Source organism: Ornithinibacillus bavariensis, from assembly GCF_050433565.1.
In the GTDB taxonomy this organism is placed as follows: domain Bacteria; phylum Bacillota; class Bacilli; order Bacillales; family Amphibacillaceae; genus Ornithinibacillus; species Ornithinibacillus bavariensis.
In genome coordinates, this window is the sequence record NZ_JBNPWZ010000007.1 from 147,757 (window position 1) to 171,259 (window position 23,503).

Below are 23,503 nucleotides of genomic sequence, written 5' to 3' on the forward strand. Positions count from 1 at the left end.
TAAAAAATTCATGTAGTAATGTAGCTGTATTTAATTAGGCTTTAAATTAGTACAAATCAACAAAAAAGCTTGTAGAGAAATAAGCTAATTTCTCTACAAGCTTTTCCTATGTTATCATATCCAGCCCTTTAAGGGTGGTATATGATAATTATGCTGCTGTACCTTCTACATTAGGACGATTATCTTCTTTAATAAATAATACGGAGATAAACGCGATTCCTAACAATGCCGCTGCAAAGTAGAATCCAGCATTTAATGAACCTGTCATATCAGTTAAAAGCCCCGTAATATATGGTGCAAGGATAGATCCACACATTCCGATAAAGTTGTAAAGTCCAAATGCTGTACCTAATGCATGTTTTGGAGCATTATCAGCAATAACTGCAACTAGAACAGGGTTTGTACTGATTTTACCGAAAATACCGTAACCAATTAATGCTGCATATAGAACCCACATGCTATCGAAAGCAACGATACTTACTGTTGCGATGATTGATAGTGGTATCATCACTAATAGTACAGGACGACGTTTACCCATTTTATCAGCAATCCAGCTGAAAAGAATAGAACCAGGAATAGCTGCCCATGGAACTAACGATGATACAACCGCAACTTCTGTTCCTTCAATACCGCGAGCATGTTGTAAGTAGTATGGAATCCATGTTACAACAACGAAGAATGCGTAAATCGCACAGAAAATTGTAATATAAGCAAAGACCATGTTTTTACTAAATAAATCTTTAATCTTTAATTTTTGACCGCCATTTTCTTGTGCTCTTTCTTCTTTCGATTTAGGCTTGTCCTTAATTACCCACCACATTGCAAGACCAATCAAGACAACTGGAATAGCAATAATGTAGAATGGCGCTCTCCAGCTCATACCAAGAGTACCTACTGTATACGAAGAAATGAAGTAACCGATGGATAAACCGAATGCCATCCCACTATTGATAATTGCACTACCTACTGTAATATGTTTTGCAGGAATTGCTTCAGATGATAGTCCGTATTGAGGACCATAATAGAATCCTTGAAATACCCCAACGAGTAGCCATGCAATCATAAATAATAGAAACGATGGCATCATACCTGTTACGGCAGCAAATACACCAAATAGGATAATTCCTGGAACAAGAACTTTTTTCTTCCCAATCTTGTCTCCTAAAATACCTGATGGTACGTTTAAGCCAGCATAACCGATGAAGAAGATACTACTAATCATCCCTAATTGTGCTGCAGAAAGTCCAAATTCTCCTTGAATGTTGTCCATTACCGGATTAAGAACAGAACGTGTACCGTAAATCGCTACCCATCCTAGAAAGAATACAATAACAGCCTTAATCCAATAGGGAACTAACTCTTTTTTTTCTTTTGGTTCTCCCATGACGTTTCCTCCTACGAGTTTGTTGTTTTATATTGAATTTAAATTACTTTCTCAATTGAAATATACGACAAACGGCATAACTGTCGAATAAAAATGAAAGAGTTTACATTACAAAAACATAAAAATTATCGGATTAAATGTAACGATTGAATAAATATTGAAAAAGCACTGGGATAAAGGAATCGAAAATTTTCCTGAAGTTAGATGAACTTTATACTGGACCTATCGATGTATCCTTTTTCATCGAAGTCATTTATGTGTATGTAATGTAAAAGAGGTTGTCCTAGAATGGCGAATAACCAATTCGAAGACAACCTCTTTATTTCTTTCTATTCTTTTCTTGGAATGGTTTAACCTACTAAAGAAATACCTTTTCTCGTTTAGCGTACGTCCACTTTAGACAGTATAATACTTCTATTGTTCCACTGGTGTGATACTTTTCAGCATGTACCCAAGTCCAGGATAGGTGATAATATATTCTTGCTCTTGCTTTAGTTTTTCTTTTATTTTCCTACGGATTCGAGCAATCCCCACTCGTAAATACTCGACATCATCACGATATTCCGGTCCCCAAACCTCTGTTAGCAATGTTTCATGTTGAACAACTTTATCTAAATTTAATGCTAGAATCTCCATTAAGGAAAATTCGGTATATGTTAATTTAAACTCTTCATTGTTAATCCAGCTTCTTTTACTTGCCACATCTAATGAGAATTCTCCTGTTGTAATGATTGAAGTATTTATCATTTGTTGATCTGCAATGGATGGCTGGCTTCTACGTAATACTGCTTTTACGCGTGCAAACAGCTCATCTAATGAAAATGGTTTCGTCAAATAATCATCTGCTCCAACATTCAATGCTTGGACCTTGTCTTGTGAGTTACTACGAGCAGTTAACATGATGACAGGAACATTCGTAAACTTCCGTAGTTCCTCTAACACATAAAATCCATCATGACCCGGCATCATGATATCTAATAATATAAGGTCTGGAGATATTAAATCATACTTCTCCAATAACTCATCACCAGAGCTTACCGTTGATACTAGATAGCCCATTGATTTTAAGTTTGCTGCTACAAAGCGTAAAATCTTTGGCTCATCATCTACAATACAGATTGTCTGCATTCTCATTTTATACTCCCTCCTCTCCTAAAGGGAAAAACAACGTAAATGTACTCCCTTTACCACGTTCGCTTTCTACTGTAATTTTACCATGATGCGCTTCCATAATCCCCTTACAAATCGACAAGCCTAAGCCCGTCCCACCAGTACGCCTTGTTCCAGTAACATCTACCTGATAAAAACGCGTGAAAATTTTTTCTAGATGGTCTTCCTCAATACCAATTCCATTATCTTTTACCGAAATAATGATATCCGTTGCCGACTGATCAAGTGTTACGGCAATCTTTTTAATCACCTGGTCATTGTAACGAATGGCATTCATCATTAAATTGAGCAGAACTTGCTGGATTCGAATTTTATCCCCGTAAAAATAGACAGGTTCAGCTAGTTTATTTTGAAAGGTTATTTCTAATTGATTTTGTAACTCTTTTGGTATTTGTTGGATTGACTTTTCAATAATCTGATCTCCCCGAACCATATTTCGCTCAATGAACATCGTGCCTGATTCAATCTTTGAGATATCCATCCAGTCACTAACTAAATGCTGGATACGTTCAATATCCTCATGGACTCCCACTAATAATTCCCGTTCAAAATCGGGATCCCACTCGACATCCTCTCGGAGCAATGTTTCAACACTGCCTCGTATATTGGTTATTGGTGTTTTAAACTCATGGGAAGTTAATGAAATCAAATTATCCTTTAACGTGTCAATTTCAGCCTCTTTTGTAATATCCCGTAATAATAAACCTTTTCCGATAATGAGATCGTCAAGGAAAACGGAAAAGCTGTGCAGCATATAGGATTTTACTTTATCATTGCCTTCTTTACGCTCGAGCTTTAATACTGACTCATCCTGCTGAATAAAGCTCTGTAATTCCTCTTTGCTTATTTGAAAGAGTTCCATAAATCGTTTATACATATCTTCCAAATCTAATACTTTGTAGTTCGTATCCGAAAAGACAATTTGCTGGAAAAAGTCATTTACATACTCGATTCCATCCTTTTTATTGAGTAGCATTAATCCTTCTGACATACTTTGTAAAATAGCCTCTAGTTCAGCATGCTTGTTACGGATTTTCTCAAATAAAAACTTGTTCTCTAGCATGATTGCTAGTGAGCTTGCAAATGTCTCTAGAAACTCTTGTTCACTGGTATTAATTGTCTGGCTATTATTTAAATCAACAACTAAAAAGCCCTGTAGGTTCTTACCAATTTGGATTGGCTCCATATGCTGTTTTCCTACTATCCGACTATTTAAATATTGTTGAACGTCCTCAATAGCCGTAATTTCCTTCGGTGTAACCGCGATATTCTGGAAAATAACATGAATGGAATATTCCATAAATGGTGTTATTTGAATGAGACAATGCTGAATAAATTGTGTTAGATCCCGTTCTGTCGATACAGAGGTTATTAATTTATTAACAGCCTTTAATTCTAAATTTTTATTTTCTAATGTTGCCGTTCTTTCTTTTACACGGTCTTCTAAGTCTTTATTTAACTTAATCAGTCGGTTACGGCTGTGCTCCACATCGTCAATTAAACTGCCAAAATGATCATAGAGTTCTACAATTTCTCTTGTACCCTTTGTCGATGGTTGGAATGTCGGTTTATTATTCAGACCCCGGGTGTAGTCTTTATACTGTTTAATATACCGTAGTACATTTTGTAGCGCTTTCTCAAAACGATTCGCAAATAGGAAGCTAACTCCTATCATTAACATCGTAGTTAAAAGAGCAAATAATAAAACTGTGAATATCGCATCCTCATACGTATCACTTAAATATTTTGTAGGTGTACCAATCCACACCTTCCAGCCTATTTTTTCATTTTTGATGAACGTAAAATATTGTTCTTCCCCATTCTCAACTGCAATGTAATCCCCACTATTTTTAGTCGGTAATTGGGAGAGCGTTTGAACAAAGCGTGCGTCCTTAAGATTAACAAGTTCCTTACGCGTATCTACATTAGGATGGACCACAACATTGTCCTCCTGATCTAATACGATTGCAAACCTTTTTTCATCATCGATTCTCGTTTTGATATCATCTGCTAGGGCATTTAGGTCAAATGCTCCTAATACATAGCCAATCATGTCATTATTATCATTCAGGATAGGTACGGCCACTGTTACCAGGATCATATCAGTGCCGCCACGTCCATGAAATACGGAAGATAATACTGGTTGTTTTGTCCGTTTCAGTTCTTGATAATACGGTCGATCACTATAATCAAGATTCTCTCTTTTAACCCCATCTGTATAAAGCTTTGGATAAAAAACAAGTGATTCTCCTGCTTCATTTCCCACATATAAATTGATAAAGCCAGGATAATTCTTTTTTATTTGTTCTAGCTGTTTTTCAATGGAAGTGAGGTCTCGTTCGACAAATAGTGGTTCGATACTAAATGCTAACATTTCAACGACATGCTGGTAGTTTTCAATATAATTATCGATATAATCGTCTAAAAAGACCGTTGTTTGAAACTGCTTCTCTTTATCTTCCTTCACTAACGTATACAACTGAAATATTTGAAATGCACCTAACAGCACAATAGAAACCAGTGTAACGGTTAAAAACGATAAAATAAGCTTCCCTTTAAATGTCCGTGATTTTCTCAGCTTCTTCATGTAGTTCCTCCTTTCCTTACAATAGCATTATTGGATAGGATGATACTAGTTAATTTTTTATGAACATACATTGTAATCGATTATAGCATCATCTTATATGGCACTGTGACTTTTATCTAAATAACCAGTGCTACGATATCTCCTTCTATACACAAATATGGTATTAGTCCTACAAGTACATGTAGTTCTAATACCATATCGATTAATTATGAATTTGTGTACCAGCTTTGCCTTCCATTGCTAAATCTGCTTCATCAAGGGAGCAAATAATTGCTTTTCCACCTAGCTCTGCAAATTTGATAGCTGCTTCCATCTTAGGTCCCATGCTTCCTGCTGAGAATTGGCCTTCTGCTTGATATTGTTTTGCTTCTTCTAAAGAAATTACACCAAGCGCTTTTTGATCTGGCTTACCGTAATTCACGAAAACATTTTTAACATCTGTAAGAATCATAAATGTATCTGCTTTCGTTTCAATAGCTAGACGGAAACCACTACGGTCCTTATCAATAACTGCTTCTACGCCTTGATATGTTCCGTCTTCATTTAAAACAACAGGTATTCCGCCACCGCCACATGCTACAACAATCGCATCTGATTCTACAAGACGTTTAATTGTTGGTGCATCGACAATGGATTGTGGCATTGGTGAAGGAACAACACGTCTCCAGCCACGACCAGCATCTTCTGCTACAACCCAACCTTTTTCCCTAGCAAGTTGTTTTGCTTCTTCTTCATCATAAAATACACCGATTGGTTTATCAGGGTTTTCAAATGCCGGGTCATCTAAAGAAACCTCTGTTTGTGTTAGAATACCTACAACATCACGTTTAAGGCCTACCTTAATTAATTCATTTTTCAATGTTTGTTCCATCATATAGCCAATGAACCCTTGTGATTCTGCACTACAAACATCAAGTGGTAATGCAGGAACAACGTGTTTTGCTTCTTCGTTTTGTCGTAAAATATTTCCTACTTGTGGACCGTTACCATGGGTAATGATCACCTTATGCCCTTGCTTAGCAATTCGCGCAATCACTTCACTACTTTTACGTACGTTCTCTAATTGATTTTCATAGGTTGCTTCTTGTTTTGGTTGTAAGATAGCATTTCCACCAAGGGCAATTACTACTTTTTCTGACATATTGATTTCCTCCTCCACGCTAATAAACCGAATAAAATTCCAAAAATGGTATCTACGCCGGAACTATGTCCAACGGCTAGTAAATCCTCAAGTTTAGTTGGTAATTCATCTATATTCTCTATTAAATGTTCGATAACGCTTATGACAGTTGAACTAAACTGACCATTAGCAGCATAGTACAAATATTCCTTTGCAACATCTGTTGTGATGGACTCATGTTCCACTAACGACAATACAGCTTCATTAAGTGTAGAAGTAAACGAATGACATGCCCCTTGCACCGCGAGTAATCCCACAATATGATCATCACCAGAAGGAGTTAAGCCTTTACCTCTTCCTAGCAAATAGCGAAGCGCGGTGATACAGGCTTCTTTATCTTCTATAAATAAGGAATCTGATAGTTTCATCAGCTGTATATATAAAGGATTGTCTAATGCTTCACTTGCTGTCTTTCCTTGTAGGTAATCTAAAACAAACGATTCAATTGGTACATCTAAACCAGTCATCGCATCATACTTTAGTAAAGAGACTAATAAAGTTTCAATGCTCTTGGACATGGTGTCTATCTCACCAGAAATACGTATGCTATTTTCGTATACGATTGCATTTTCAAATGAGAGAGTAATCGTTCCATTATTGAAGCTTATTGTTCGATCCTTCTTGTTCCAAATAACAGGATATTGGCTATCTATTTCCTGTAATACTTGCCCACATACCATTTTGGATATATGTGCCCCAAACGGAAGTCGGCCATTTTTAGTCGTACCGATATATAACAGTCGTTCCCCGAAGCGAATATTTAACCCATTGCTAAAGACGCTGTGGACATGACCTGTCTTATTTTCTGAAAGAAAAAGAGGAATATTTTTTGCATATTCCTCTATATAAAAGGTTTTGTTCATCTTCTTTTAGATTAGGCCAAGCTTCGTTGCATATGCTTCCAATGCCTTTTCGAAGCATTCTTTAGGAGCGCGAACAGTACCTGCTCCAACCTGTCCAACACCAGCCTCTTTATGAGCTATACCAGTGTTAATTACAGGCTCAATTCCTGTTTCAACTACTTTACGAGCATCGATTCCAAGACATGCACCTTGGAAGTCCCAAGTAGGAATGGTAAAGTTGCTGTTTTGACCCATGCAAATTTCGCTCATTTCTTCACTCGTTTTTAGTGCATCTTGGAAACCACCTGCACCAACAAAACGTGTTACACCAGGAGCTGCAATCATAGCCATTCCACCAACACCAAATGTTTCCGTTATGGCACTATCACCGATGTCTGGGTTTGCATCTTCTTGTGAATAACCAGTAAAGAATAGACCCTGTGGCGTATTAACAGGTGCAGTAAACCATTCATCACCCATTCCACTAATACGAATACCAAAATCCTTACCATTACGGCACATTGCAGTAACAACTGTACCTTCTTGGATTGTTCTTGCACCGTCCATAACTGCCTTACTTGTAGCCATTGCAATATTTAAGAAGAACTGATCTGTATCAGCTAAGAATTGAATAACATCTTTCTTATCTTTTTCACTCATATCAAGCTGTACAATGTATGGGCTAATCTCTTTTAAGAAGATTAGTGATGCTGCAATATTACGTTGGTGGAATTCATCCCCCATTGTAATTGCTTTAGCAATCATTACGTTTAAGTTTAATCCATCTTCTGTAAGCTTTAGAGCTTGTCCAATCGCAGGTCCTAATACATCCTTCATCCAATGTAGACGATTGATAACTTCCTCAGAATATGCACCGAAGCGTAGTACTTTCCCAATACCTTCGTTCATGATACAGTATGCTTCATTACCTTCTGAACGGTTCTCAACAACAAATACAGGCATATTTGCTGAAGTAATTCCACCCATTGGTCCTACTGCATTTACATGGTGACAAGGGATGAAGCGAACTTCACCATTTTCAAGCATGCTTCTTACTTCTTCCTCTGTATCAGCCCAGCCTTCAAATAATCCTGCACCAACACAAGAACCTTGCATTGGGCCAGTCATGTCTTCCCACTTAATTGGGGGACCAGCATGCAATAACACTTTTCCTTCATTTAATACAGCAATTTTCTCTTTCGCTGGAACAACATCAATTAGAAAAGGAGCAGAATTTACAATTTTTTCAACAACTGCTTCATTTGCTTCTGTTACTGAGTTATATTTCATCTTCCATTCCTCCTAGATTTCTTGTTTTAGGATCTCTTCCTTATAGATGGCCTTCCTATTCGAAAACTGTCGACAACCTGTTTTTCGTATACATGCGCATCCATCTCTATTAGAGGGCTGAACATAATTGTTCTTCTTATGTTCAGCCTGTAACCATAAGTCTTAGCTTATTTTAGTAGGCTTAGAATTTTTCTCATTTTTTCATTACCGCCTGCAACTGGTCGCCAGTCAAACTGTACAACACGGCCACCGTAAGCAATAATCGCATCTGTGAAGCTCTTTAATCCAACGTTAATGATGCTAGGCTTATTGTTTAGTAGATTTGTAATATCCTCTGAAACAGTTAAATCAAAGCTTCTTACTTCGCCTTCATAAGGAACTAGTACCTTTTGTGGATCTTCTACTTTTAATCCAACAATGGATAACGCCGTACGAACAGCTTGGTTATTATTATCCTTCACGATAATTCCTGCATCTGCTAATTTCTTGCGTTGATCAGAATAGCTTTGTGGGTCATTTGCTGTACCACAAACCGATGCAACAACATGTAATGTTCTGCCTTGTGATTTTGCCTTTGCAACAGCTTTTTCAATATATGGAAGTAATGCACTTGCCATATCATCATGTGAGCCATAACCAAGCACAAAGTCTAGAACAACTACTGCTGTACTTGGATCATCTGCAGCTTGTTCAATGAAGCGTGCTCTCGTTTCTGGGTCAATCATTGGGTGTGGCTTACCTTGTGTATATTTGTCATCTCCAAGGTCAACTACTTCATGTCCGTCTTGTTTTAATACATAACCATCCACATTCGTAATATGGCTGCCTAAACCAAGTGCATCTGAAATTAATACAGCTGCTTCAGAAGCTAATGTACCACCAGAGAATAAACCTTTTATTGTACGTTGGCCTTCTGCAAGCACCATATTCTCAACCGTATAGTCACCATCTGCATAGTTTTCTTTGATTGGATTTTTCTTTGCTAAATCAACAGCTAGTAATGCTGTTTCTTCCAACGTATAGGCTTGATAAATGTTTCCTTCGTGCTTTGTTGGCTTTTCTCCAAGGAAAATAGCAACGACTGGCTTTGATAGACCGTGAAGTAATGCTTCTACCTCTTTACGCACGGACTCTGCTGGTGGCTTAGAAATAACAACAATAATTTCTGTTTGGTTATGATTTTCTAACGCCTTAATTCCGTCTATCATGGTAATTGCACCAATCGGCTCTTTTAAGTCGCGACCACCTGTACCAATTGCATGGCTAACACCTTCGCCTAAACGATCGATAATTGCTGTTACTTCTTGAATACCCGTTCCGGAAGCACCTACAATACCAATACGTCCTTTATTAATAACGTTAGCAAACGCCATTGGAATACCATCAAGAATTCCAGTACCACAGTCAGGACCCATTACAAGTAATCCCTTATCATGTGCCTTTTTCTTTAATGCAACCTCATCCTCCATGGATACGTTATCACTAAATAAAAATGTATGAAGTCCCATATCTAACGCTTTGTGAGCCTCTTCCGCAGCATACTGTCCCGGTACGGAAATAAGTGCAACATTTGCATCTGGTAATGCCTTTTTTGCTCGATCCCAAGTCCGCACAGTTTCGAACGTTTCAGAAGCACCACTAATCGATTGGTCTTGTAGATATTGATCAACCTTCTGTAATACTTCTTCTACCTTTCCTTCATCATCTGTATCAATCACAATTGCCATATCATTAGACTCTGCAGTTTCTAATTCATCTGTGTATAATCCTGCACCCTTGAAAATATCTTTGTTTGCAGGTGTCCCCATCATAATTTGGACTTTATTAACTCCCTCTGTTGCAGCTACCGCGTTTGTTAGGAGCATAAGGTTAATAGAGTCTTGATAAGAATTCTTTTTAATAATTGTATGAATCACCTTAAATCACCTCATTAAGAAATTTTAGATACCTCACGCCGTCTCGCATTGATAAAACATTGGCGACTATTATTCGTACATCTGGAGTATATAATGGTGTCCATTACAATCGAATAAAATTGTAAGTGTTTACATTACAAAAACCTAAAAACTCTGTAAATCTGTGAGTTTGCAAGACTTGAAGAATTATGTCGTATTAAAAAAACATTAAAAATGAGCATTTCATCTTCCTCAGCTTTTATTTTCATGTATGATTTATAACATGAAATAGCAACATGGGCCTTCACATAGATCGACTTGACAAGCAGTAGGATCTAACAGAAATAATCAACCTGTTGGCTTATCATTGGATCACAGGAGTCAATCATTGGGGCTGGAAGTAACTCTATAGCGAGATTTTAATGAGATAAATAAAACAAAAATAAAGGGGTGGGGATAAGAGTGGTTGCAACATATGTGTATAAAAAAACAAATGATTGTGAAATTAAAGGGGACCTGTATTCGGTTGAAAATGACAATGCACCGTTAATTATCTACATTCATGGTGGTGGATTGGTCTGGGGAACGAAAGAGGACATTTTGAAGGAACAAGTGGCACTGTATAATAATGCCGGCTATCACGTATTCTCCATTGATTATCGTCTTGCTCCCGAAGCAAAGCTTCCTGAAATTGTAGCGGATATTGAAGATGCATTACACTGGGTAAAAAACCAGGAATTATTTTCATTTGACCGTAACCGAATCGGTGTCATCGGTGGTTCTGCAGGAGCCTATCTGGCATTAACGAGTGGTACATTGAAGGTAAAACCAAATGCCATCGTTTCTTTTTATGGCTATGGAAATATTCTCAATGACTGGTATTTAGAGCCGAGCCCTCACTACAGTAAAACCACCATGGTACCTGAAATGTTAGCGAAGCAACTCATTCAGCCTAAGCAAATTTCTTCAGCGCCAATCGAAAAACGTTATGCTATTTATATATTCTGTCGTCAACAAGGGAAATGGTTGGATTATGTGACAGATACCGCTTCAGGTCTAAATAAAGATCAGTTGAAAGAATTTTGCCCAATAGAAAAAGTGGATGAAACATATCCACCAACACTTCTATTACATGGAGATAGTGATGAGGACGTACCTTATGAAGAATCTGTTCAATTCGCAAAGGTATTACAAGAGAATCATGTTCCTCATCAGCTTATTACGATTAAAAATGGGAAGCATGTGTTTGATAATAACATGTCCCATCCGCAGGTAAAGGAAGCATTTGAAAATGTTCTATCCTTTATCAAGAAATACATTTGATTTAAAAACGAATGCATTCGTAAAAGCAGGAGCGAATGCATTCGTTTTATTTTTTTATGGTATATCGCACGGATGATTAACTGGTAAAAATAATCGATGCTGTTAAATATATTTCTTCTGTACAGCGCAATTATTTTCATATGCATTTCTCCACACAATAACCAATTGCGAAGATCACTTCGAGCATGTACAATAAAAGCTATCACATGAGGAGAAAATCGATGAAAATTAAAATTTTATTGTTAATTGTCGTATGCATTGTCATAATTTCTTTTTATTTTATATATCAAAACAGATCCATTGATGAAAGAACAGATGATACCTATATTTACGTTTCACCAGATGGAAGTGATCAAAATGACGGTACCATTTCTAGTCCATTTCGCACATTGAAGCAGGCTGCTCTAAAAGCGACAGCTGGTACTACCGTTTTCGTTCGAGAGGGGACATACTATGAGTCCCTTTATGTAGAACATAGTGGGACAAAATCTAAACCTATTAACTTCAAAAACTATCAGGATGAGAAAGTGATAATTAGTGGAAAACATCTAAAAGAACCTAAGGAAGATACCGCCCTTATTGAAATTCATAATAAGGATTACATTACCATCCAAGGGTTTACAGTCGAAGAGCTTACCACATCACATGAAGATGCTACTGTAATGGGGATTAACGTTTCTGGTACAAGCAGCCATATAATCTTGAAGCAAAACCATGTCCACAGCATTGCAACACATGCCGATGACGGCAATGCGCACGGCATTGCTGTCTATGGCACAGGTAAAATGGAAGATATTCAAGTACTGGATAATACGGTTGAGAATTTGACACTCGGTGCTAGCGAGGCACTTGTTTTAAATGGAAATATTAATGGGTTCCTCATTGCTAATAATATTGTTCGGCAAAATAACAATATCGGTATTGATTTAATAGGCTACGAAGGAACAGCTAGCGATAATGACTTCGTAAGAAATGGAATTGTAGAAAATAACGAGGTCTATAATAATTCTTCCTATGGAAATCCTGCCTATGGAGATGAATACACAGCTGGAGGCATTTATGTAGATGGTGGAAGTAACATTACCATCCGTCAAAATAAGGTCTACGGTAATGATATCGGTATTGAGGCTACATCGGAGCATTATGGTAAAAATGCTAGTGAAATCCATATTACGGACAACGAAGTGTACGACAACGCGTTCACCGGCATATCTATTGGAGGCTATGACGAAAAACGTGGGGGTACCATCGGCTCTATTATCTCCGAAAATATCATTTATGGAAACGACACAAAGGGACTTGAAGGTGGACAGCTGCTTCTCCAATATTATGTAACAGATAATCGAATTGAAAAAAACAAAGTATCAGCCAGTAGCTCCCAGATATTTTTAGTAAATATCCATGAGAAAAACAGCGGAAATACACTATCCCATAACACCTATTTGAATGAAACTGGAGAAGAGGGATTATGGATTTGGAAAGATGAAGAATTTAATAGTTTTTCTTCCTACCAGAGAAGTACGAATAATGACTTGGATTCTAAGTATATAAATGATAAATGACCACTATCGGTAAATTACGAATAGCCATCACATATTCCTTCTTGTGATGGCTATTCGTTTGGTTGATTACTAGAGCTGCTTACGTAGTGTGCTACTATTTTTGATAAATCATCTGTAGCTTCTCATCCTTAAGCACCCTAAAATAATATCAAGCAGCACGAATGGAATTATAGGTTATTTCCATTCGTCTCTATAACTCCCTTATACCAATAATAGCTTTTCTTCTTAATACGACGAAGATCATGCTCTCCCTCTTCATGTTGATTTACATAGACAAAGCCATAGCGTTTTTGGAAGCCATTTAACCAGCTAAGCAGGTCCGTAAACGACCATGTACAATAGCCCATGATATCAACGCCATCACTGATAGCCTCTTGGATTGCTTTTAAATGTACTTGAAGGTAATTAATTCGATAATCATCATGAACAATATCTCCTTCTTCAAGCTTATCATATTCACCTAAGCCATTTTCACTAATTAAAATTGGTAAACTGTATCGATTCGTAATTCGACGAACAGCAATTCGAAGTCCTGTCGGGTCGATATTCCAATCCCAATTGGTTCTTTCCAGATGATCATTTTTGATCGTTTTATAGAGACCCGGTACACCTGTATCTTCGGTTGTCCCTTTCTTTCCTGACGTATTCATCTTCCCTTCAGACACACCGTCCAACGGGTTTTTTTCAAAGGTTGTTGTTTGGTAATAGTTCAATCCCATAAAATCTGGTTTACCTTCTTTTAATAATGTGAAGTCTCCACTTTCAATGGTTGGAGCAACGCCTTTTCTTTCTAAGTAATCCCAGGCTACCTGAGGGTATGTTCCCCATGCATAGATATCCATCCACCAATGAGCATTAACCTCTTCCGCATTTTCCGCGGATAGGACGTCCTCAGGCTTAGGGGATGCTGGATAGGCTGGAGAGTATGCAAAGCTCGGGCCAATTTTCCCATCTGGTACATAGTTACGAAATGCTTGAATTGCACTTGCATTTGCAAGATTCGCATGATGATTAACTTGATAGAAAAGCTTCTCATCCTTTATTCCTGGAGGATGAAGGGCTGTTCTATACCCGAAGCTCGTGAAAATATTTTGTTCATTCAAGCTTACCCAATACTTAACACGATCACCAAAATGCTTGTATAAAGTAACCGCATAATTGGTAAAGTCTTGAATAATCTCGCGGGACTCCCAGCCACCGTATTCATCCTGAAGTGCCTGTGGTAAATCCCAATGATAGATGGTTAAAATCGGTTCAATCTTGTGCTTAATCAGTTCATCAATTAAATCACTATAAAATTGGATGCCTTTTTCATTTACTTCTCCTTTACCCTTCGGAAAAATACGAGACCATGCAACAGAAAATCGATAAGCCTTCAAGCCCATCTCTGCCATCAGACGAACATCCTCTTGATAACGATGATAATGGTCTACTGCGATATCACCAGTCGTACCTTTAAAGGTTTTGCCAGGAATTCGAACAAATTGGTCCCAATTGGAGGGTCCTTTCCCATCTTCATCCCATGCACCTTCTACTTGATAGGCTGCAGAAGCAGATCCCCACAGGAATTCACTAGGAAAAGGTTTTAATTTTTTGTGTATCATATTTTTCTCTCCTATTTATCGATTTTACTCCTTCTTACCATCAGCTCGATGGTTCCTATTATCTGGTAGACAGAGAATCGTGTTTTCTTTGTAAAAAATGATATAACGCTCCAATTAAATTGGAGTCATTTCCAAATTGGCACGGATACACTTGAATGTCTACGCAATCCTCATTCGGTTTCATAACCTTTAGCTTCTCATTAATCTGGTCAATCAGTCCTTCACGTCTACTAATTGCACCACCGATTAATATTTTTTCTGGATCAATAATGTACTGCAAATTATATATTCCAACTGCTAGACGTTTTATGAATTTCGCAATCTCATCCTGTACTTCTAGGTCACCCTCATCCGCCATTTCAAATACGGTTATTCCATTTAGTGTATAAGGGTCCATATTCTTGCGCTTGGCAACCTGCATCACTAATCCCCAAGTAGCAGCAAGCGAGCTCCATGTCTCTCCGATTGGCTGCTCGAAATAATCTTCGAGGATCATATAACCGAATTCGCCACCAAATAGATTACTACCGTGACGAACCTTTTTATTTAAAATGAGCGCTCCACCGATTCCAGTACCAATTACAATACATATATAATCTTGATGCTCTTTAGCTGCGCCAATCCAGCCTTCTGCTAATCCTGCACAGTTTGCATCATTTTCAAGTTCAACCGTAAGCCCTGTTCGTTCTTGAATCAGTTTCTTCATATTAGGGCCATGGATATAGGGAAGAGCGGTTACTCCTTTAATATATCCAGATTCCACATCAACCGCTCCAGGCATACTTAGGGCGATGCCACTTAGTACATGACTTTTTTGAAATTTCTTCACTACGAAATCAATCGCATTTACAAAAGAGTCGATGCCATCTATCGGTGTTGGAATAGAGGATTTTTCTATAAAGTGGCCTGCTTTATTCATAAGAGCATATTTTATTGCGGATCCACCAACATCAAAAACTGCATAATAGGTCACCAAAAAACCTCCTAACACCATACCAATCTAGTTGTTATTTTTCAAAAAGGGAAAGCAGGAATCGATAGAATTTTACCAGAAGGTTAGTTCGTACCGCAGGACTCTCTGACAACTAGCTCTGATTCCGTAAACACAGGCTTTAGCTTTGATTTTCCCTCGATGAGATCATTTAGCATATAAGCAGATAGTTTACCAATTCTCTCCTTATCCTGTTTCACTGTCGTCAGCTTCGGGTCACTATACCGGCAAGCAGCTATATCGTCACAGCCAATAATGCGAATATCCTTGGGAACCTGTAAGCCCTCTTCCTTAATAGCCCTTAGCGCACCTAAGGCCATTAAGTCTGATGCAGCAAAAATAGCCTCCGGATAATCCCTTAGCTTTAGCATTTTCTTCATGGCGATATAGCCACTTTCCTCCTGGAAATCACCGTATTCTAACCATTCTTCTCTTATTTCAAGTCCAAACTGATTCATCGCATCCTTGAATCCCTTCAATCTGTAATTAGAGATAACAGACTCACGCATCCCACCGATATAGCCGATTTTTCGAAGGGAATTCAAATAAAAATGCTCGACCACTTTTCTTGATAAACTCACATTATCCGTCATAACATAGCTTGCTCTCGGGCCCATTAGCTCAATATCAATGCCAATACAAGGGAAACCACTTTCCGCAAGCTCAAATGTAGCATCCTCTACTTCCTCACCAGCAATAATCAAACAGCCGTCCACGTTGAAATGCTTACACCTAGCCAAATAACTCCCTTTATCCTGCAAAAAGTATTCATTGGAAAACATTAAGATATCATAACCTAATAACCCAATATTTTTCTTAAAGGTTGTAATAACCTCATTGAAGTATGGATGTGTCATATCAACATTAATCTTTCCCGCATATATAAGACCAATGAGATTCGACTTTTTCGTTGCCAGTGATCGAGCTGAGAAATTAGGTGCATAGCCCATTTCATTAATTACAGTCATGACCTTATTCTTTGTTTTCTCACTGATTCCCCCATAATTATTAATCACCTTTGAAACGGTCCCTTGTGAAACACCTGCCATCTTTGCAATGTCTTTTATCGTTAAATTCATCTTGTTACCCCTTTTATTCTGTCAAAATATCTTTCCTATTGCTAGATTACTAAGAGTTATAGAATGAAACAATAGTTAGACAGGAAAATTCATTATTTAACAGACCCTTCCGTTATACTCGAAATAAACAATCGATTAAATAATAGGAAGATAATTAATAACGGAACCGTTGCCCAGAATACACCTGATAAAATCATGCCAAAGTCAACATGCTGTGTATTGCTTAGCTGTGCTAGTGCTACCTGAATCGTATACATTTCTGGATCTCTTAAAACGGTAAACTGCCACAGGAATTCTCCCCAAACTGCTGTGAAGACAATGATTCCAAGCGTGGCAAATGCCGGTAGGATAATTGGTAAGACAATTCTCCAGTAGATTCGGAAGTTCGAGCACCCATCTAATTTCGAAGCCTCTATTAATTCATCTGGTACTGCTCCCGAGATGTATTGTCGCATCAGGAATATCCCTAATGGATTTAAAAAGAATAAAATCATTACTCCTGGTAGGGTATCCAGAAGTCCTGCCTTCGAGATTAAAAAGTACTGCGGAATTAACCCTAGCTGTGGCGGGATAATCATCGTTACTAATATGGCAATAAACAATATGTTCTTACCCGGGAATTTAAATTTCGCAAACGCAAAGCCAGCTAACGAACTGATAAATAGAACCACAATCGTAACGACAGCACATAGAATAAATGAATTCCACATGCCACCAAAGAAATCAATTTGACTTAATACTTTTTTAAAGTTTTCAATAAGCATATTTCCTGGTGTAAGTGTCGGTGGAATTGAGTTATATGCGGCACTTGGCCGTGTCGCCATTACAAACATCCAATAAAAAGGAAAAAGAGAAAGAATAGATGCAATGAGTAAAAATACGTAAACAGAGATTCTACCTACGGAGAGCTTTTTTCGATTTTTTCTCGCCTGTTTACTCATTTCATGACACCTCGCTTTTTCCTTCCAATGCCTTGCGTCAATCTTAGATTAATCACGGCAAATATCGTAATGATAACTAATAGAATAATCGCAGTTGCAGATGCTGTTCCAAATGATTGTAATCGAAAGGCATCACGGTACAGATACATAACAATTGTCATTGCCTCATCCCTTGTAAATGCATCCGCTCCTAAGAATACAGTCGGCTCAGAGAACAGCTGCATCGCACCAACCGTTGATGTGAACACGGTCAGAATGATAAATGGCTTCATCATTGGAATCGTAATATACCACAGCTGCTGAAATCTATTCGCACCATCAACCGTCGCTGCTTCATATAAATCATTAGGAATACTTTGAATTCCTGCCAAATAAATAATCGTATTGTAGCCCACCCATCGCCAGAATACCATGAGAGAAATGGCGATTTTCGTTCCCCATTCAGACGCAGCCCAAGCGATTGGATCAAGCCCAAAGAAATGGGTTAATACATAATTAGCAAGTGAAGACTCATGATTACTGAATAACACACTAAATATAAGGGCAACAGCAACCATGGAAGTTAAATAAGGCATAAATATCGTGACACGAAAGAATCCTTTCAATTTAAGAAAAGCCATATTTAGTAGGTATGCTAGAATAAGTCCGACAATTAATTGTGGCGCAGTGCCCATAATTCCCATCACAATGGTGTTGTAAACCGATTTCCAGAATAAGGGGTCCGTTAACACCATTTCAAAATTAGCTAATCCATTAAATGTCATCGGGCTTAACCCATTCCATTTCTGGAAAGCGAGGTAAATACTAAAAAGTGCAGGATACAGACCGATTAGTGCAAAAATGATGAAGAAAGGGGCTATATATAAATAGCCTGAAATCATATCTTTCTTTTGTTCAGACCGGTATTTTTTTCTTTTTAAGATAGGTTCTTCCTTACCGATAGACTTCATGTTCATGCCTCTTTTCCATTTCAAGGTTGTATGGTGCCCGTATGCAAATTCAAGCTGCAATCACCATTCACCAAAAGAGCTTTTGTACAGATAGCCGGCCTATCCTTTTCATGTGTAGAATGGTATGTTTAGGCCGGCCACAGTAAATTTTAACTATTTTACTAGATTAGTAGATTAGCGTTTCATTAGATCTTCTGCACGTTTCACAGCTGCTTCCCATTCTTTCTCTGGATCGGCACCTTCATTTTGTACATTTTTCAATGCATTCAATATCTCATTATGAACTGGGAAGTACTTTTCGCCTTTATATGGGATACCTGCAATATCTTGTGTCGCTTGTGCGAATACTGGTGCTGTTGCTTGACCACCGAAGAAATCATCGGCATTTGTCTTGAACTCATCTTGATCATATACCGATTGAGCTGAAGGGAATAATCCATGGCTTTGGAAGGACTTCAGCTGATTTTCCGGTGATACAAGCCATTCAACAAAGTCGTATGCTGCTTGGGCATTCTTTGTTTCACTTGGCACAGCAATATAGGAACCGCCCCAGTTCGCAGCAAAGTCTGTTGGTAATGTCGCTACTCTCCATTTACCAACTGCATCAGGCGCGTTTCCTTCCATCCAACCTTTTAACCAGCCAGCACCTAGCTCTGCAGCAAATTCTCCCTTATTAACCGCATTTGCCCACTCAGGACTCCACATTTCATATTTACCGACTATTCCTAGATCATTCAGGCGAACAGCGTAGTCATAGGCTTTCTTTACTTCACTGTCCTCACCAAGATTTAATTCATTGTCTGGTGTTAAATAAGCTGTTTCAGCAGCATCTAAATAGGCTCTGAATGCCATTTCGATACTATCAACAAAGGGCATTCCCGTTTTTTCCTTCACTTTTAATCCTGCTTCTTCAAATGCTTTCGGTGAATTAATTAGTTCCGCCACCTCTTCAGGCTCCGTTGGAAGCCCTGCTTGCTCAAACAAGTCAACTCTGTAGTACAAAGCTTTCGGTCCGATATCTGTTGGTAGCCCGAATAAGAAGCCCCCATCATTGTTTTCTCCACTTTTCCATTTCCAGTCTAAATATTGGTCCTGTATATCCTTTGCACCAAGATCATATAAGTTGTTGAATCTATCTTGTGCTACTTTGAAACGATCAAACTGGTCAATTTCCAGCATTGCGATATCAGGTGCACCGCTTCCAGCAGACAATGCAGTAAACAATGCATCATGATGGTCGGCTGTTTCAGATGTTTTCACTTTAATTTTTATGTTTGGGTTTTTCTTCTCGTATTCTTTTACAAGCTCTTCATATCCAGTTGCACCAAATGTCCAAAAATTCAAGGTGATTTCTTCTTTATCACCACTTCCACCCTTACCACTAGCATCTTTATCACTACATGCTGCTAATGAAAGTGCAAATAATACGGATAAACTTAGAACGAACCATCGTTTCATACTTTTCACATCGATAACCCCCTATAATAAAAAATATTGGTCTTCCTATATAAGCTACTTACTTGTCTCATTCTAGTGATGAGCACCTCCCTACCTAATTTAAGGTTTTGTTTCATGGAAACCGGTTTCTATTAAACTCAAAAAAATAATTAGGTAACCGCTTACAAAATATTATATGTTCAAAATATACAAAAATCAATCTATTTTTTAGGTATTTTTTTGAAAATATTTAATACTTTTTAGGGAGTTCGCTTATTAATATACTAAATTATTACAATAATAATGCAAAAAGAGAGTTTTTGTGAGTAGAATAATTTCAATTTGTCTAATCCTATCGAAACCGTTTTCGTTAATCAGAAAGGGCAGAGATTAAGATGGTTATCTAATCCAAACTTTACGAATATGATAGCATCTATCCTACATCCCAATACTTCGTTAATCTTCAGAAAAGGATTAGAATACAAACGGTTGGGGACAAAATTAAAATGAGTCCGGTAAAATACCGAACTCATTTTCAGCAGCTACCTGACAAGTAACCCCGCCTAATGTCTTAGGGGTCAATTCACCTACAGGCTTTTTTGTACCAAGCTTTAAATAAAGAATGGGAAAAATGGTCCGAATCTTCTTATCCCAAAGAAAGGAAACCCAAATAACCCAAATGGTCCTAGGAAGGGGAATAACCTACTTTCGTTACTTTCATCCATCGTGTGTGGCGTTTGAGAATGCCCCGCTCTCGGCATAATGAGGTACATTTTCTCCCTGTCAAAGCTATGAAGTATTCCCTGGTAAACAGAACCATCATTTAGTTCAACCTGAATAAACTGGTACAAATGTTTTCTGCATTTGCTGTGATGTTCATTCAAATCCCTTTCAGTAAATGCATCATTTTGATTACTATACGGTTGCATAAAACAGACCTCCTCTTATTCACTCCCCCTATAACGTATTCTTTCACTAGGCGGATTGTTACCAAAATGTCTTTATTTATTATTGGAGATTTGGCACATACTTCCGGACTTTCGGTAGAGCTACCATGGAGTGAATGAGCAGAGTTCTTTAGTAAGGGTCTATACGGATACACTAAAAGCCATCACAATTTTTCCCATGTGATGGCTCCTTTTTCATTCATGATGCTATTAAATTAGTAGGTTCCACCATATGGCTGGTACGGATAATTTGGATACGTCGGATAGGGATACGGGTTTGGCTGATAACCCGGGTACCCATAATTAGGATACGGATTATACGGATAGGGACCATGTGGAGCATGCATTGACCCTGCAAGCCCACCCAAGAATGGTGGTCTTCCATGAAAACCTCCTTGTGGTCCATGCGGTTGATAACCATGTCCACCACCGTAAAAGCCCTGATTATCATGCATACCTTGTGGTACATGGGTGGCATGTTGTATATTAGAACCTTGTTGGCCATAGTGCCATTGATGGGTTCTCATCGTTTCCTCCTGACTTAAATCCTGTTCTACAGGCAGAGGCATTGGATTTGCCTGATTCCATTCATTATTCATAACGCTTCCCCTCAATTCTTCGTTTTTTCATCCCTTTAGCATATGCAAATGCCTACATTAGCTATTGGGCAGCTGTCCGAGGAATGGATTATTACTTAAATTTATTGGGGATAGGAGAGCTTTGTTTTTTTGTTACTTTTTCAATTTATTGTTAATGAAAATTTGTCAAAGTCATCGAACATGTTTTGTAAAAATTCAATATTGAAGTGTTTTCCTTATCCTTTTGCCCCTCTTTAACCTACCAGTTGACTCTACCTGTATTTTTCAAGTTGATAATATAGGTGCCGAAAAATTCGAAAACAAAAATGGAGAGGTAATAACATCCTCTCCACTATATAGCTTGAAAGTTATTTCAGAACCCCAAACAGGTTCAATTGATCCAATATAATAGATTTATATTGTTCCATCTCATAGCCTGAATTATTTACTTTCACCTTATTTATTTTCAAGGCTTCCACTATTTCCGCTTCCATTGCCCTTCTTGCCTGTAAAACCTTCAAGGTTCCTTCAAATCCCTCGTAGCCATGTTCTTTCCCATAACCCTGGTTTGTGTAATAGTCTATAAACCCAGATGACCATTCCTTTGGTCTTTCTTTATACGCTTTTCTAAAAGAAAATTCAAGGTCATCTTGATCCACGTAAAATAATACTGGGTTTAATCTTTCGATGATGTTTTCTAATTTGAGAACATAGTCCATAACCTTTTCCTGTTTCTCGCCATATTTTACCATTCCAATGGTTACTGGATTTTGGATAAAGCAACATTCAAAGATATAGGTTTTATCTTCACGGAATGCTTGTTCGGCGAATTCAGCCCACTTATCCGTAATTAACTCGATATTCTGGTCGAGTGGTAATTCGTATATATCATGTTTGAAAATTGTATTCATTAGCTCATCTGAAAATGAACCATGTTCGTTCATGATTTTTCGATATGGTAATAAATAATCGTTACCCTTTTTCTCAACTCTTTTAGTGAAAATATCTTTAAAATCTCCACTATTCAATAGCAAACTTTCAAACTCCATTTGATTAAAACAAGCTACACCATCGTAATCAGCCGGGTGGTCTAAATTTCCTTCTAGAATTAATTCTGCATTTCTATTATTTTCACGCAAACTATCATGGATAAGACTTGCGGTGGTTGATTTATCAAATCCAGGTAAACCTTCTACAATAATTAATTTTGTATGCATATAAGTATTTAATCCTCCTAAGTGTTCGGACATTCATTACGCTAGATACGATACTTATAGGAACTACTCCATTAATACCACCCCTTATCGTTGTGAATATAGTATTCTATATTCAACAATGAATATCCTTCTTTGGATTGATATAGTTAGTTTAGGAGGATTTCACTTGGCCTGTTTTTCTATAAAAAGTCGTTAAGGGATAGTATATTTTATATTTTTGATCTGATATTGGAATTTTAGATCAACTAGGACGACGTCTTCTGTTTACACTCGCTTAGCCATTTGATATCGACAGGTTCAACAGTATTCACTTCTTCTTCCGTTATCCCTATCTTGTCCCTTGCTCTGCTCATCAGTTTTTCGGCTATTCGTCTCTTCCTTGCCAAGCAACTCTGAACTGCAGCATATTGAAAGCCAAGTGCCTCACGTAGGTGTCACTTTGAACGGTATTTTGCGCATATTTTAAATACTATTTTGCACGAGATGAAATATAAAAATCTATCTTCATGTAAAAGATAGATTTTAA

18 protein-coding genes are annotated in these 23,503 nt (G+C 37.8%); 2 read left to right on the forward strand and 16 right to left on the reverse strand.

Features of this window, described 5'->3' with window-relative positions:
- Nucleotides 1-148 precede the first annotated feature (148 nt).
- The 7 genes from HNR27_RS13310 to fdrA form a co-directional block, all read right to left on the reverse strand.
- A complete protein-coding gene (locus tag HNR27_RS13310; protein WP_429340099.1) occupies nt 149-1,384 on the reverse strand; it encodes an MFS transporter in 1,236 nt (411 codons plus the stop codon).
- 414 nt (nt 1,385-1,798) lie between these two features.
- Nucleotides 1,799-2,518 (reverse strand): response regulator transcription factor, encoded by a 720-nt coding sequence (locus tag HNR27_RS13315; protein ID WP_212921795.1) that lies wholly within the window; start codon nt 2,516-2,518, stop codon nt 1,799-1,801.
- Between the two features lies 1 nt (nt 2,519).
- Nucleotides 2,520-5,141, reverse strand: a complete 2,622-nt coding sequence (locus HNR27_RS13320) for a sensor histidine kinase (protein ID WP_429340100.1) — start codon at nt 5,139-5,141, stop codon at nt 2,520-2,522.
- A 202-nt stretch (nt 5,142-5,343) separates the two neighbouring features.
- Nucleotides 5,344-6,282, reverse strand: a complete 939-nt coding sequence (gene arcC, locus HNR27_RS13325) for a carbamate kinase (protein WP_429340101.1) — start codon at nt 6,280-6,282, stop codon at nt 5,344-5,346.
- Nucleotides 6,267-7,184, reverse strand: coding sequence for an oxamate carbamoyltransferase subunit AllH family protein (locus HNR27_RS13330; protein ID WP_429340102.1), 918 nt, complete (start codon nt 7,182-7,184; stop codon nt 6,267-6,269). Before HNR27_RS13330 ends, arcC begins: the two co-directional genes overlap by 16 nt.
- A 6-nt stretch (nt 7,185-7,190) precedes the next feature.
- On the reverse strand, nt 7,191-8,453 hold the full coding sequence (locus HNR27_RS13335; protein WP_212921792.1) for a YlbE family protein: 1,263 nt from the start codon (nt 8,451-8,453) through the stop codon (nt 7,191-7,193).
- A gap of 167 nt (nt 8,454-8,620) precedes the next feature.
- On the reverse strand, nt 8,621-10,369 hold the full coding sequence (gene fdrA, locus HNR27_RS13340; RefSeq protein ID WP_429340103.1) for an acyl-CoA synthetase FdrA: 1,749 nt from the start codon (nt 10,367-10,369) through the stop codon (nt 8,621-8,623).
- 441 nt (nt 10,370-10,810) lie between these two features.
- Here fdrA and HNR27_RS13345 point away from each other — a divergent pair, with 441 nt between their 5' ends.
- Together HNR27_RS13345 and HNR27_RS13350 are read left to right on the forward strand one after the other, a co-directional pair.
- Complete coding sequence (locus HNR27_RS13345) at nt 10,811-11,671, forward strand: alpha/beta hydrolase (RefSeq protein WP_429340104.1); 861 nt, start codon at nt 10,811-10,813, stop codon at nt 11,669-11,671.
- A gap of 221 nt (nt 11,672-11,892) precedes the next feature.
- Nucleotides 11,893-13,233: a right-handed parallel beta-helix repeat-containing protein gene (locus tag HNR27_RS13350; protein WP_429340105.1), complete on the forward strand. Its 1,341-nt coding sequence runs from the start codon at nt 11,893-11,895 to the stop codon at nt 13,231-13,233.
- A gap of 167 nt (nt 13,234-13,400) precedes the next feature.
- On the opposite strand, the gene HNR27_RS13355 is transcribed toward HNR27_RS13350, so the two are convergent.
- The 9 genes from HNR27_RS13355 to HNR27_RS13395 form a co-directional block, all read right to left on the reverse strand.
- Nucleotides 13,401-14,837, reverse strand: a complete 1,437-nt coding sequence (locus HNR27_RS13355; protein WP_429340106.1) for a glycoside hydrolase family 1 protein — start codon at nt 14,835-14,837, stop codon at nt 13,401-13,403.
- Between the two features lie 58 nt (nt 14,838-14,895).
- The gene (locus HNR27_RS13360; protein ID WP_429340107.1) at nt 14,896-15,810 is read right to left on the reverse strand and encodes an ROK family protein; all 915 of its coding nucleotides are present in this window, start codon (nt 15,808-15,810) and stop codon (nt 14,896-14,898) included.
- An 83-nt stretch (nt 15,811-15,893) separates the two neighbouring features.
- Nucleotides 15,894-16,907 carry a LacI family DNA-binding transcriptional regulator gene (locus HNR27_RS13365; protein WP_212921786.1) on the reverse strand — a complete coding sequence of 338 codons (1,014 nt, stop codon included), beginning with the start codon at nt 16,905-16,907 and terminating at the stop codon, nt 15,894-15,896.
- 92 nt (nt 16,908-16,999) lie between these two features.
- The gene (locus HNR27_RS13370; RefSeq protein ID WP_429340108.1) at nt 17,000-17,848 is read right to left on the reverse strand and encodes a carbohydrate ABC transporter permease; all 849 of its coding nucleotides are present in this window, start codon (nt 17,846-17,848) and stop codon (nt 17,000-17,002) included.
- Nucleotides 17,845-18,798 carry a carbohydrate ABC transporter permease gene (locus tag HNR27_RS13375; protein WP_212921784.1) on the reverse strand — a complete coding sequence of 318 codons (954 nt, stop codon included), beginning with the start codon at nt 18,796-18,798 and terminating at the stop codon, nt 17,845-17,847. Before HNR27_RS13375 ends, HNR27_RS13370 begins: the two co-directional genes overlap by 4 nt.
- Before the next feature lie 174 nt (nt 18,799-18,972).
- Nucleotides 18,973-20,256: an ABC transporter substrate-binding protein gene (locus HNR27_RS13380; RefSeq protein ID WP_429340117.1), complete on the reverse strand. Its 1,284-nt coding sequence runs from the start codon at nt 20,254-20,256 to the stop codon at nt 18,973-18,975.
- A gap of 590 nt (nt 20,257-20,846) precedes the next feature.
- Nucleotides 20,847-21,164, reverse strand: a complete 318-nt coding sequence (locus HNR27_RS13385) for a hypothetical protein (protein ID WP_429340109.1) — start codon at nt 21,162-21,164, stop codon at nt 20,847-20,849.
- 233 nt (nt 21,165-21,397) lie between these two features.
- Entirely contained in the window at nt 21,398-21,781 is a 384-nt protein-coding gene (locus tag HNR27_RS13390) for a hypothetical protein (RefSeq protein WP_429340110.1), read from the reverse strand.
- Nucleotides 21,782-22,128: 347 nt separating this feature from the next.
- A complete protein-coding gene (locus HNR27_RS13395; RefSeq protein ID WP_429340111.1) occupies nt 22,129-22,977 on the reverse strand; it encodes a P-loop NTPase family protein in 849 nt (282 codons plus the stop codon).
- Nucleotides 22,978-23,503 lie beyond the last annotated feature (526 nt).

Coding starts and splice junctions, on each gene's coding strand:
- HNR27_RS13335 (WP_212921792.1), bottom strand. CDS start 8,453: ATGAAATATAACTCAGTAACAGAAGCAAATGAAGCAGTTGTTGAAAAA.
- HNR27_RS13390 (WP_429340110.1), bottom strand. CDS start 21,781: ATGAATAATGAATGGAATCAGGCAAATCCAATGCCTCTGCCTGTAGAA.
- HNR27_RS13330 (WP_429340102.1), bottom strand. CDS start 7,184: ATGAACAAAACCTTTTATATAGAGGAATATGCAAAAAATATTCCTCTT.
- HNR27_RS13350 (WP_429340105.1), top strand. CDS start 11,893: ATGAAAATTAAAATTTTATTGTTAATTGTCGTATGCATTGTCATAATT.
- arcC (WP_429340101.1), bottom strand. CDS start 6,282: ATGTCAGAAAAAGTAGTAATTGCCCTTGGTGGAAATGCTATCTTACAA.
- HNR27_RS13370 (WP_429340108.1), bottom strand. CDS start 17,848: ATGAGTAAACAGGCGAGAAAAAATCGAAAAAAGCTCTCCGTAGGTAGA.
- HNR27_RS13395 (WP_429340111.1), bottom strand. CDS start 22,977: ATGCATACAAAATTAATTATTGTAGAAGGTTTACCTGGATTTGATAAA.
- HNR27_RS13310 (WP_429340099.1), bottom strand. CDS start 1,384: ATGGGAGAACCAAAAGAAAAAAAAGAGTTAGTTCCCTATTGGATTAAG.
- HNR27_RS13315 (WP_212921795.1), bottom strand. CDS start 2,518: ATGAGAATGCAGACAATCTGTATTGTAGATGATGAGCCAAAGATTTTA.
- HNR27_RS13380 (WP_429340117.1), bottom strand. CDS start 20,256: ATGAAACGATGGTTCGTTCTAAGTTTATCCGTATTATTTGCACTTTCA.
- HNR27_RS13355 (WP_429340106.1), bottom strand. CDS start 14,837: ATGATACACAAAAAATTAAAACCTTTTCCTAGTGAATTCCTGTGGGGA.
- HNR27_RS13320 (WP_429340100.1), bottom strand. CDS start 5,141: ATGAAGAAGCTGAGAAAATCACGGACATTTAAAGGGAAGCTTATTTTA.
- HNR27_RS13365 (WP_212921786.1), bottom strand. CDS start 16,907: ATGAATTTAACGATAAAAGACATTGCAAAGATGGCAGGTGTTTCACAA.
- HNR27_RS13375 (WP_212921784.1), bottom strand. CDS start 18,798: ATGAAGTCTATCGGTAAGGAAGAACCTATCTTAAAAAGAAAAAAATAC.
- HNR27_RS13385 (WP_429340109.1), bottom strand. CDS start 21,164: ATGCAACCGTATAGTAATCAAAATGATGCATTTACTGAAAGGGATTTG.